We start from the raw sequence: 12,056 nt of genomic DNA, 5'->3' as shown, positions 1-12,056 counted from the left end.
AATATCTTTGTTAGGTGGAAAGCAATGACGGTTCGGCTCAGCCGATCACGCCCATGATGTCGCTTTCCTTCATGATCAGCAGGTCTTCACCGTCGACCTTGACCTCGGTGCCCGACCACTTGCCGAACAGAACGCGGTCGCCAGCTTTCACGTCGAGCGGGGTGACCTTGCCGTCTTCGGCCTTCGCGCCGTTGCCCACGGCGACGATCTCGCCTTCGCTCGGCTTTTCCTTGGCGCTGTCGGGGATGATGATGCCGCCGGCCGTCTTTTCCTCAGCTTCGAGGCGACGGACCAGAACGCGGTCGTGCAGGGGGCGAAATGCCATGTGTGTGACCTTTCCCAAAAAGGTTGGATGTGTCGATTGGCACTCTCCTCGCGAGAGTGCCAGCGGCGCGGATATGGTTGGCGGCTGGCGGGCCGTCAACACCTTGGGTCAGGAAAAATTTTGCTTGGGTACGCTGGCAGTCACACAGCGGGCGGCGCGTAGGTGACCAGCCCGAGCGCAGCGCGCCGATGCCAGCGCCACAAAAGCAGCACCGCAGCCACGCTCAGCCCGAGGGCGAGGCCGTACCACACGCCCTCGCCTTCCAGCCCGAGTGTGAAGGCCAGCACCATGGCCAGACCGAAGCCCGGCACCCAGTAGGAGAAGATCGCGATCCACATCGGCACGCGCGTATCCTTCAAGCCGCGCAGCGCTCCGGCGGCGACCGCCTGCAACCCATCGGACAGCTGGAACGCCGAGGCGACGACGAGGAAGATGCTCGCTTGTGTCACCAGCGCGGCATTTTCGGGCAGATCAGGGTCGATATAGATGCGCAGCAGCAGCTCGGGCGCGCCGATCAGCACCAGCGCCGAGGGCACCGCAAAGGCGAGGCACATGCCTATCGCGGTCCAGCCCGCACGGGTCACGCCCAGCGCATCGCGCGCGCCATGGAAATAGCCGACCCGGATGGTCGCCGCCTGCCCGATCCCGAACGGCACCTGGAAAGCGAGCGCGGCGATTTGCAACGCGAGAGCATGGGCTGCGAGCTGCGCTGCACCGAACAGGCCGACCAGAAATGCTGCTGCACCGAAGATGCCGCTCTCGGCCATGATGGTCAGCATGATCGGCGTGCCGATCCGCACCAGTTCGCCCAGCCGCTTCCAATCGGCCCGCCAGAAGAACCCGAACACATGATACCGCGCGAGGCGCGGATCGCGCGCGATGGCGATCACATAGACAAGGAAGGTGAGGCTGGTGGTAAGCAGCGTGGCAATGGCCGCGCCCTGAAGGCCCATCTCTGGCGCACCCCAGTTGCCGAAGATGAAGGCGTAGTTCGCGGCTGCATTGATGAAGATGCCGAGCCCGGTGATGGCGGTGGCAAAGAACGGGCGGCCGAGCGTCGACACGAAGCTGCGCAGTACGCTGCCCGCCACCGCCGGGATCAGCGAGAGCAACAGCAGGTTCATGTAGCTGCCCGCCAGCGCAGCGATCTGCGGCTCTTGCCCCGTCAGCAGCATGAACGGCTCGGCAAAGGCGCACAGCACGCTGGCCATCGCGCCCGAGGCGATGGCGAGCCACAGCGCCATGCGCACCGCCCGCCGAATCGGCCGCAGCGCCGGGCCGCGTGCGCCAAGCTCGGCCGCCGCCATCGGCGCCACGGCTCCGGTCAGGCCGGAAAGGCTCCACAGCAAGAAGCCGATGATCGCTACCGCCAGCGAGGACGCCGCCAGCTCCTCGGCCCCGAGGCGGGCGATGAAGATCACGTCGACCGCATAGGTCAGCATCTGCAGCAGGTTGGCCAGCACCAGCGGCACCGCGAGGCGGAAGGTTTCGACGCTTTCGGCTTTCCAGCCGGGCGTGGGAGGGAGCGCAGTGGGCTTCATGGCAAAACAGCCGGCCCGGGTAGGCGAAGATTGTTGCAAGCGAAATCGCAAAAGCGCGCCGCCAGGCGAAATTTGACCACAGGAGAGGCTTGTCGGACACAGTCAACGCAGCGCCTCTTGCCCAAGGCGCCCCTTGCCCTCTAAGTGCGAGAAAACAGTCGGAGGATTCCCGTAGATGCGTATTTCGATTTCGCTCGCCACCGTTTCGCTTGCGGCGCTTGCGCTTGCCGCATGTGGCGGTCCGCCCGAAAATGCGAACGAGGCGGAAGTTGAAGAAGTCGCCGCCGACAACGGCGCGGTCGACGAGGTCGAACTGGCGCAAGCCGCCGACGCAGCCGAAGCGGCGAGCGATGACGAGGTCACCGAGGTCGATGTCGAAGTCGAGGAGCCCGCCGCTACCGCGAGCGCGAGCCCTTCGCCCAAGCCGAGCGCTTCGGCCAGCGCCCGCCCGTCTGCCACGCCGACGCAGGCTGCTGCTGCATCGGCTGGCCCGCCCGATAGCTTCGCGATCTGCACCGTGTGTCACTCGGTTACGCCGGGCCAGAACATGGTTGGCCCTTCGCTTGCCGGTGTGGTCGGGCGCAAGGCGGGTGGCGTATCGGGCTTCGCCTATAGTGCGAGCATGAAGAGCAGCAACCTTACCTGGAACGAGGCGAACCTGCGCCGCTATCTGGTCGATCCGCATGCGGTCGTTCCCGGTGGCTCGATGCCGGCTCCGGGGGTGAATGCGCAGCAGGCCGGGGAAATCGTCACCTATCTGAAGACGCTCTAGATATGGGGGGTGCGGCGGCCTCGGGTCGCCGCATTTCCTTTGTTCTGGAGAGGCTGGATACAAAAAGGGCGGCACCATCGCGGTGCCGCCCTTTCTGTTTGATCCGCTTGGATCGAAGCGTAATCGCCCCAAGAGGGGCAGATGATTACTTGAGCTCGACGGTACCGCCGGCAGCTTCGATCTTGCTCTTGATCTCTTCGGCTTCCGCCTTGTTCACGCCTTCCTTGACGGCCTTCGGCGCGCCTTCGACGAGAGCCTTGGCTTCGGTCAGGCCGAGGCCCGTGATGCCGCGGACTTCCTTGATCACCTGGATCTTCTTGCCGCCGTCGCCGGTGAGGATGACGTCGAATTCGTCCTTCTCTTCAGCGGCGGGGGCATCGCCACCGGCACCGCCGGGGGCAGCCACGGCCACGGCAGCAGCGGCGCTGACGCCCCATGCTTCTTCCAGGGCAGTAGCAAGTTCAGCGGCTTCCATGACGGTCAGCGCGGACAGGTCTTCAACAAGCTTGGCAATATCGGCCATTGTGCTTCACTCCAAATTGGGCGGGGCGAAAAAGATGCGCCCCAAGATGTTTCGTTTCGAAATGCGAGAAACCGCTTACGCGGCGTCCTTGGCGGCATATGCACCGAAGACGCGGGCAAGCTTGGCCGCAGGCGCGTTGACGACCTGAGCAACCTTGGTTGCCGGTGCGTTGACGAGACCCACGATCTTGCCCCGCAGCTCGTCGAGGCTGGGCATCGCGGCGAGCGCCTTGACCCCTGCTTCATCGAGCTTCACTGCGCCCAGCGAACCGCCGACAATTTCAAGCTTGTCGTTGGTCTTGGCGAATTCCACCGCAGCCTTGGCAGCTGCAACCGGGTCGGTCGACCAGGCCAGACCCGTCGGGCCGGTGAGATACTCACCAATGCCTTCGTAGTCGGTGTCCTTCAGGGCGAGCTTGGCGAGGCGGTTCTTCGCAACCTTGTAGGACGCACCAGCATCACGCATCTTGTTGCGCAGGTCGGTGGTCTGTTCCACCGACAAGCCAAGGTTGCGGGTGACAACCACCACGCCGACCTCGTTGAAGACCGTGTTGAGCTGGGCGACCGCGTCGGCTTTCTGCGAACGATCCATGCCTTACTCCTTCACTATGGCCGCGATCCCGCCAAAGCGGAGCCGCGACCGGCTCACGTAACCACGATGCTGATGCACCGTGGGCATTGGTCCGTTTGACAAGGGAAGGAGGAGCGCGAATGGCGCGAACGGGAGCAGCCCTAGGGCTGGCCCGAAAATCTCTGTCCCCGTCTAGGCTGGGAATTAAGACCGGCAGATCCCGGTCACCAACTGTCTCGGACGGATGACCGCTGCAAAGAGCGGTCGGAGCGGGCTGATAGTCATCTGGCGCGAAAGGTCAAGCGATTCGCCAATGGTTGTGGCTGGGTCTGAGCGGCGACCGGCTCGGTTTGTCAGCGGGAGGTCTTTGTCCGGTCTCCAAATATATGCATAAGCTTGGCGCGAGAGCGCGTACGTCTCTCAGCCAGATGGAGTCCTGATCATCAAACCTAGCCTGTTACGCTGCGCGCTCACCGTGGGCATGTCGATGCTGGCGGCTCCCGTTATGGCCGAAGAGCCTATGCCTCCTCCGGCTGAGAATTACAAAGCGATGTCGGGCGAGAAATTGGGGGCACAGCTACGGTCGGCCGACACATGGGCCGAGCCTTGCGCACGGGCGGTCCCGATCCTGGCGGAGTTGCAGGCGCGCCAGCCTGAATTAATGCAGCTAAACGAGTCTCTGGCGCATGCCCGCATCAACTGCGCAGGGAAACGCAAAGCCTATGCGGAAGCATACGGTGAGTTGCAGCGCCTCGAAGCTGCAGGGGGAGAGGTTTTTCCGCCGCAAGCTCTCTATCTTGCAGTCGCGACCGATGACGGAGCAGAAACGAACGCTCGTTTCCGGGCCGTGTTGCAGTCTGGAGACCCCAAGGTCCGCGACGCGCTTGGTCCGGACCTTGTGGGCTTTGCGATTCGTGCTGCACGGCAGAACGGTAGCGGTCGCGAACTGGAAGAGATGCTCGCCTCCGAGATGCGCGCTGGGCTTCTGTACACTGTCGATCCCGACGTCAGGCCGATTTTCGCGATCAATGCTCTGGGCGCGGTGGCGCGGGACGGGGATATTGAGCTCGCTCGGCGATTGATCCACGAGATCCACCAACCGCCCACCTATGCCCGTCTTCTGGCCGATCGGCAATTCACGCAGCTTTGGCCATTGCTAGAGGAGCGCGTGGGGCCGGGCTTTCAGCGGATAACACGTCATTACAAGGAGCGCAGCCTTGGCGAATTGGAGGCGGAGTCAGACGATACCGAAGCGCTTTCCCAGGCGCTCCATGCGCTGTATTATGCTGGCGAATTTGCGCAAGTTATCGAAATGGCCGATGCCGCGACCGGGCGACCTGATCTTGCCGATACGCTGGACGAAGATGAAGGCTGGGCGCTCAATCTGAAGGCCTACGCCCTTGATGCGCTCGGGCGACAGACCCAAGCAGATGCGGTGTTTGACCTGATCGGGGACGCTGATGGTGAAGATGACTACTGGCGCGTGAACTTTGCCATCAATCGGGCATCGCGACTGGTGGGGCAGGGGCGGTGGGAGGAAGGTCTCGTTGCTGCTGAGCAGGCTGCCGAAGTAGCGAGAGAGCATGGGTCGCCCTATGCTCGCGCGCTCATCCTGCGGGACCGGATCTGTGCGCTCAACTCGCTCGACCGCACCGAAGAGGCGCTCTTGCTGGTCGACGATTTGCGCCTTGAGGCCGAACAGCATGCGGGGCTGCTCGCAGAGGGCTTGCTTTGTCTCGATCAAGAAAAAGAAGCGGTGGACGTGCTGCTAGCGGCGCTTGGCGATGAACAGCTCCGCCGAAGCCTGATCGATGAGCTTCAGGATGACGCATTCGACATGTTCTACACCCGCTCTATTCTGCCGAAGCCGCGCGACCTGCTGGAACGCGACAAGTCTTTGCGCCAAGCCTATTTGCAATATGCTCGGATGATTCCAACAGACTTTTATCCTGCCGCCTCACTGATGCGCTGACTTTCGCGGAACAATTGTAGCTACGGCATCAAGGTGCTGATGTGACCATTGCCCATACCGCGCGACGAGCGAGCTGCTGGAGACGTCGGAGTTGGCGGCAAAGCTGCTGTTGAAGTGAAGCAAAAGAAAAGGCCCGCCTTCGTGGGCGGGCCTTCCTCTCCTGAAACAAGCCAGCCGCAACCGATTGGCGCGGATGGCAAAGCCGGATTACATCTGGTCGGCAGTGTCTTCCAGCTCTTCGGCCTTGTTCTCGGTGGCCTCGGCTTCGGCTTCCATGCCTGCGTCTTCCAGTTCGTCGGCCTGGGCTTCGAGAGCCTCGGCCTGCTCGTCCATCACTTCGCCCTGAGCTTCGATCGCTTCTTCCTGCACATCTTCGGCTTCTTCAGCCGGCGAACCGCCACAGGCAGCGACGAGCAGAACGGCGGGTGCGGCAAGCAAGATCTTCTTCATTTTCAATTCCCCCTGGGGTGGTTGGATTGGGGTGTAACTGCCAGCAAGACCGATAGTTCCTGTCAGGATGCAACTTTTTTTTGGCCGGGCGTTTCCGTCTTCGATCAGGCGCCGGTCAGGAACAGCCCCGCCAACGCCGCGCTCATCAGGTTGGCAAGCGAAGCGGCGGCAAGCGAGCGCAGCCCCAGTGCTGCCACATTGGCTCGCTGCGAGGGCGCCAGCACGCCGAACGCCGCCATCTGGATCGCAATCGAGCTGATATTGGCAAAGCCGCACAGGGCAAAGGTCACGATAGCCGTGCTGCGCGGGCCAAGCGCTCCGTTCATCGCCTCAAGGCTGAGAAAGGCGACGAATTCGTTGAGGACAATCTTCTGCCCGAACAGACCGCCTGCCGCCTGCGCATCGCCCCAGGGTACGCCGACCAGGTACATTACGGGCGAGAAGGCGTAGCCAAGCAGACGCTCGAAGGTGAGGCCGTCGATCCCGGCCAATGCCCCCACCCAGCCGAGCAACCCATTGGCGAGCGCCACCAGCGAGACGAAAGCGAGCAGCATCGCGCCTACGCCCGCGGCCAGTTGCAGGCCGGTGATCGCCCCGTTGGCGGCGGCCATGATGACATTGGCCGGGGCGTCCTCGTCTTCGGAGCCCACAACCACGCGCTCGGGTTCGGTGGGTTCGTCTTCCTCGTCGGGCACTACCAGCTTGGCCATAAGGATGCCCGCGGGCGCGCTCATCAGCGCGGCGGCAAGCAGATAGGGAGCCAGCTGCGAGCCGAGCATTGCGATGTAGGCCGCCATCACCGATCCGGCGACGCTGGTCATGCCCACGGTCATCAGCACGAACAGCTGCGAGCGCGTCATGTTGGCGAGATAGGCCTTCACCGCCAGTGGGGCTTCGCCCTGGCCGATGAAGATGTTGGCGGCTGCCCCCAGCGATTCGACCCGGCTGACCCCGGTGATCAGGGCGATTGCGCCGCCCACCCAGCGAACGATGAGGCCGATAAGTCCGATATGGTCGAGCACCGCCACCAGCGAGGCGAAGAAGATGATCACGGTCAGCGCTTGCAACGCGAAGGACGCGCCGCCCAGTTCCGGGCTGGCGAGGTTGCCGAAGATAAATTCGGTCCCCACGCGCGAATAGGCGAGCAGGTTGGAGGCTCCGCGCGTGAGCGCCGCCATGAAGTCCGCGCCCCAGGGCGTGCGCAGAATCAGCAGCGACATGGCCGCCTGCATGGCGAAAGCTGCCAGCACGATGCGCGGGCGAATCTTGCGGCGGTTGGTGGAAATCAGCAGGGCAAGCGCGAAAAGGCTGACGATCCCGGCAATACTGATAGGCAAGCGCACACTCCGCGCGAGGGCAATAGGGATGCCCAGCATGGCCGCGCCCGGCGCAAGAGGCAACGGCCTTGGCTGTTGCAGTGCAATAAAGTGCGGTGATCGGCCTGGTTGACGGGGGCGGGCCTGCGCCTTATATCGCAGCCACACTAAAAGCTTCGAGCAAGGCGCGCCTAACGCGGGGGTGCGCATCGGAAGGAAGCTTTCGGCAATCCGTGAGACCTGAGGGAACGCTGCAATGCGGCCACCGCTATCGGTGGCTGGCCTTGTGGCATTTCGTCGTCTCATGGCCCTCCCGCCCGACTCGAAATTTCAAGGCAAGAGGCACAAGTCCCCTATGGCGACCAAGGCGAACGCACCGGCGAAGGCTGGCAGCAAGGCAAAGCGCATCCGCAAGATTTTCGGCGACATCCACGAAGTGGTGCAGATGCCGAACCTGATCGAGGTGCAGCGCGAGAGCTATGAGTTCTTCCTGCGGTCCGATCCCTCGATCGGCTATGTTTCCGGCCTTGAGAAGACGCTGCGTTCGGTGTTCCCGATTCGCGACTTTGCCGGCACCGCCGAGCTGGACTTCGTTCACTACGAACTGGAAGACCCGAAGTACGACATCGTCGAATGTCGTCAGCGCGGCATCACCTATGCTGCGCCGATGAAGGTCACGCTGCGCCTGATCGTGTTCGAGGTGGACCAGGAAACCGAGACCCGCTCGGTCCTCGATATCAAGGAGCAGGACGTCTACATGGGCGATATGCCCTTGATGACGGGCAACGGCACCTTCATCATCAACGGCACCGAGCGCGTGATCGTGTCGCAGATGCACCGTTCGCCGGGTGTCCTGTTCGACCATGACCGCGGCAAGACCCACTCCTCGGGCAAGTTCCTGTTCGCCGCTCGCGTCATTCCCTATCGCGGTTCGTGGCTCGATTTCGAGTTCGACGCCAAGGATATCGTGAACGTTCGCATCGACCGCAAGCGCAAGCTGCCGGTCACCGCGCTGCTCTATGCGCTGGGCCTCGACCACGAGGAAATCCTTGCGCATTTCTACAACACCGTGACCTGGAAGCGCGGCGAGGGCGGCTGGGAAATCCCGTTCGTGCCTGAGCAGTGGCGCGGCGCCAAGCCAGGCTTTGCCCTGGTTGACGCGAAGACCGGCGAGGAAGTGTTCCCGGCCGGCCAGAAGGTCAGCCCGCGCGCGGCCAACAAGGCCGCCAAGGATGGCCTCGAGACGCTGCTGATTCCGACCGAGGAAATCTTCGGCCGCTATGCCAGCCAGGACCTCGTCGAAGACAGCACCGGCCGCATCTACATCGAGGCGGGCGAGGAAGTGACGCCCGACAACCTCGAGAAGATCGACGCTGCCGGGATCGACCAGCTTGTCCTGCTCGACATCGACCACGTCACCACCGGCCCGTGGATCCGCAACACGCTTGACGCCGACAAGGCCGAGAACCGTGAAGAGGGTCTTGAGGCCATCTACAAGGTGATGCGCCCGGGCGAACCGCCGACCAAGGAAACCGCCGAGGCGCTGTTCGAAGGCCTGTTCTTCGACGGTGATCGCTATGACCTTTCGGCGGTGGGCCGCGTGAAGCTCAACATGCGCCTTGGCCTCGACGCCGAAGACACCGTGACCACTCTGCGTAAGGAAGACATCCTTGCCGTGGTGAAGGAGCTGGTCGACCTGAAGGACGGCAAGGGCGACGTCGACGACATCGACAACCTCGGCAACCGCCGTGTGCGTTCGGTGGGCGAGCTGCTGGAAAACCAGTACCGCGTCGGCCTGCTGCGCATGGAGCGCGCCGTCAAGGAGCGCATGAGCTCGGTCGACGTTTCGACCGTGATGCCGAACGACCTCATCAACGCCAAGCCCGCTGTGGCCGCAGTGCGTGAGTTCTTCGGTTCCTCGCAGCTGTCGCAGTTCATGGACCAGACAAACCCGCTGTCGGAAGTCACCCACAAGCGCCGCGTCTCGGCGCTTGGGCCGGGTGGCCTGACGCGTGAGCGCGCGGGCTTCGAAGTCCGCGACGTTCACCCGACGCACTATGGCCGCATCTGCCCGATTGAGACGCCGGAAGGCCCGAACATCGGTCTGATCAACTCGCTCTCGACCTTCGCCCGCGTCAACAAGTACGGCTTCATCGAGACGCCGTATCGCAAGGTGATCGAAGGCAAGGTGACCGGCGAGGTCCAGTACCTCTCGGCCATGGAAGAGCAGAAGAACACCGTCGCGCAGGCTTCGGCCGAGACCGATGGCGAAGGCAAGTTCGTCGAGGATCTGATCTCGGCCCGGCAGAACGGCGAGTTCGTGATGAGCCCGTCCGAGCAGGTCACGCTGATGGACGTTTCGCCCAAGCAGCTCGTTTCGGTCGCCGCCTCGCTCATTCCGTTCCTGGAAAACGATGACGCCAACCGCGCACTGATGGGCTCGAACATGCAGCGTCAGGCCGTGCCGCTCGTAAAGGCGGAAGCGCCTTGGGTCGGCACCGGCATGGAAGAGACCGTGGCGCGCGATTCGGGCGCTGCGATCGCTGCCGTGCGCGGCGGCGTGATCGACCAGGTTGACGCCACCCGTATCGTGATCCGCGCCTCGGGCGAAGTAGATGCCGGCAACCCCGGCGTGGACATCTATACGCTGCAGAAGTTCCAGCGTTCGAACCAGTCGACCTGCATCAACCAGCGTCCGCTGGTAAAGGTGGGCGAAGTTGTCGAAGCCGGCGACATCATTGCCGACGGCCCCTCGACCGATCTTGGCGAACTGGCGCTCGGCAAGAACAGCCTCGTCGCATTCATGCCGTGGAACGGCTACAACTATGAGGATAGTATCCTCATCTCCGAGCGTATCGTGAAGGACGACGTCTTCACCTCGATCCACATCGAGGAATTCGAAGTCATGGCGCGCGACACCAAGCTCGGGCCGGAAGACATCACCCGCGACATCCCGAACGTCGGCGAGGAAGCGCTGCGCAACCTCGACGAGGCGGGCATCGTCTATATCGGTGCCGAAGTGCACCCGGGCGATATCCTTGCAGGCAAGATCACGCCGAAGGGCGAAAGCCCGATGACGCCGGAAGAAAAGCTCCTGCGCGCCATCTTCGGCGAGAAGGCCTCCGACGTGCGTGATACCTCGCTGCGCCTGCCCCCGGGCACCAGCGGCACCGTGGTGGAAGTTCGCGTGTTCAACCGTCACGGCATCGAGATCGACGACCGTACCCGCGCGATCCAGCACGAGGAAATCGAACGCCTCAAGAAGGACAGCGAGGACGAGCGCAACATCCTCAACCGTGCGACCTACAACCGCCTCAAGGACATGCTGATCGGCCAGACGGCATCGGCTGCTCCGAAGGGTGCGAAGAAGGGCGCGGTGATCGACGAGGCCACGCTCGACGAACTGGACCGGATCGAATGGTTCAAGTTCGCCGTCGCCGACGACAACATGCAGGCTCAGCTCGAAGCGGTGAAGAGCCAGTATGACGAGGCGATCAAGGCCATCAAGGACAAGTTCGAGGACCGCAAGGAGAAGCTCGAACGCGGCGACGAACTGGCGCCGGGCGTGCTCAAGATGGTCAAGGTCTTCGTGGCGGTGAAGCGCAAGCTGCAACCGGGCGACAAGATGGCCGGCCGTCACGGTAACAAGGGTGTCATCTCGCGCATCCTGCCCGCCGAAGACATGCCCTTCCTTGAGGACGGCACTCCGGTCGATCTCGTGCTCAACCCGCTCGGTGTGCCGTCGCGCATGAACGTCGGGCAGATCTTCGAGACCCACCTCGGCTTTGCCGCACGTGGCCTCGGTATGCAGATCGGCGAGATGCTGGACGACTGGCGTCTCAACAATCCCGATCCGAAGGCTGGCCCGCCGCCTGCTGCCCTCGTCGACAAGCTTAAGGACGCTTACGGCGAGAACTACGTCGAGGATATCGAGAGCCGGACGTCGGACGAGATCTACGAACTCGCCGAGAACGTGCGTCGCGGTGTTCCGATGGGCACTCCGGTGTTCGACGGCGCGCGCGAGCAGGACGTGACCGACACGCTGCTGAAGGCAGGCTACGATTCGTCGGGCCAGTCGACGCTGTATGACGGCCGCACCGGCGAGGCGTTCGACCGCAAGGTGACCGTGGGCATCATCTACATGCTCAAGCTGCACCACCTCGTCGACGACAAGATCCACGCCCGTTCGATCGGCCCCTACTCGCTCGTCACCCAGCAGCCGCTGGGCGGCAAGGCGCAGTTCGGCGGTCAGCGCTTCGGCGAAATGGAGGTCTGGGCGCTTCAGGCTTATGGCGCTGCCTACACCTTGCAGGAAATGCTGACGGTGAAGTCCGACGACGTGGTCGGTCGCACCAAGGTCTACGAAGCGATCGTCAAGGGCGACGACACATTCGAGGCCGGCATTCCCGAGAGCTTCAACGTGCTCGTCAAGGAAATGCGCTCGCTGGGCCTGAACATCGAACTCTCCTCGCTGAACGATGGCGAGGAAGATGAAGACGGCACCACGGCGATCGCGGCTGAATAACAGGGAGCGGGCGGCACCGGTTGCCGCCCACCCCCATCGCCCCCTGTTTTTCCCCTCTCAAG

9 protein-coding genes are annotated in these 12,056 nt (G+C 63.1%); 3 read left to right on the top strand and 6 right to left on the bottom strand.

Annotation, left to right across the window (positions count from 1 at the left end):
- Positions 1–37 precede the first annotated feature (37 nt).
- Together groES and E0473_RS07660 are read right to left on the bottom strand one after the other, a co-directional pair.
- On the bottom strand, positions 38–325 hold the full coding sequence (groES, locus tag E0473_RS07665) for a co-chaperone GroES (RefSeq protein WP_137680289.1): 288 nt from the start codon (positions 323–325) through the stop codon (positions 38–40).
- Between the two features lie 140 nt (positions 326–465).
- Positions 466–1,866 (bottom strand): MATE family efflux transporter, encoded by a 1,401-nt coding sequence (locus E0473_RS07660; RefSeq protein WP_137680288.1) that lies wholly within the window; start codon positions 1,864–1,866, stop codon positions 466–468.
- A gap of 175 nt (positions 1,867–2,041) precedes the next feature.
- Between E0473_RS07660 and E0473_RS07655 the strand changes: the two genes are divergently transcribed.
- Positions 2,042–2,638, top strand: a complete 597-nt coding sequence (locus E0473_RS07655; RefSeq protein ID WP_137680287.1) for a c-type cytochrome — start codon at positions 2,042–2,044, stop codon at positions 2,636–2,638.
- Positions 2,639–2,783: 145 nt separating this feature from the next.
- Here the strand turns inward: E0473_RS07655 and rplL are convergent, their stop codons facing one another.
- Positions 2,784–3,161 (bottom strand): 50S ribosomal protein L7/L12, encoded by a 378-nt coding sequence (rplL, locus tag E0473_RS07650; protein ID WP_137680286.1) that lies wholly within the window; start codon positions 3,159–3,161, stop codon positions 2,784–2,786.
- 75 nt (positions 3,162–3,236) lie between these two features.
- On the bottom strand, positions 3,237–3,752 hold the full coding sequence (gene rplJ / locus E0473_RS07645) for a 50S ribosomal protein L10 (RefSeq protein ID WP_137680285.1): 516 nt from the start codon (positions 3,750–3,752) through the stop codon (positions 3,237–3,239).
- 460 nt (positions 3,753–4,212) lie between these two features.
- On the opposite strand from rplJ, the gene E0473_RS07640 reads away from it, so the two are divergent.
- Positions 4,213–5,703: a hypothetical protein gene (locus E0473_RS07640; protein ID WP_137680284.1), complete on the top strand. Its 1,491-nt coding sequence runs from the start codon at positions 4,213–4,215 to the stop codon at positions 5,701–5,703.
- 207 nt (positions 5,704–5,910) lie between these two features.
- Here the strand turns inward: E0473_RS07640 and E0473_RS07635 are convergent, their stop codons facing one another.
- Both E0473_RS07635 and E0473_RS07630 read right to left on the bottom strand, forming a co-directional pair.
- Positions 5,911–6,153, bottom strand: a complete 243-nt coding sequence (locus tag E0473_RS07635; protein ID WP_137680283.1) for a hypothetical protein — start codon at positions 6,151–6,153, stop codon at positions 5,911–5,913.
- A gap of 104 nt (positions 6,154–6,257) precedes the next feature.
- Positions 6,258–7,496, bottom strand: coding sequence for a NupC/NupG family nucleoside CNT transporter (locus E0473_RS07630; RefSeq protein ID WP_137680880.1), 1,239 nt, complete (start codon positions 7,494–7,496; stop codon positions 6,258–6,260).
- 328 nt (positions 7,497–7,824) lie between these two features.
- Here E0473_RS07630 and rpoB point away from each other — a divergent pair, with 328 nt between their 5' ends.
- Positions 7,825–11,994, top strand: a complete 4,170-nt coding sequence (gene rpoB / locus E0473_RS07625) for a DNA-directed RNA polymerase subunit beta (protein WP_137680282.1) — start codon at positions 7,825–7,827, stop codon at positions 11,992–11,994.
- Positions 11,995–12,056 lie beyond the last annotated feature (62 nt).

The organism is Aurantiacibacter suaedae (assembly GCF_005434915.1).
GTDB lineage: Bacteria > Pseudomonadota > Alphaproteobacteria > Sphingomonadales > Sphingomonadaceae > Alteraurantiacibacter > Alteraurantiacibacter suaedae.
The sequence above is the reverse complement of the archived record's forward strand: the minus strand, read 5'-3'. Positions and strand labels throughout refer to the sequence as shown.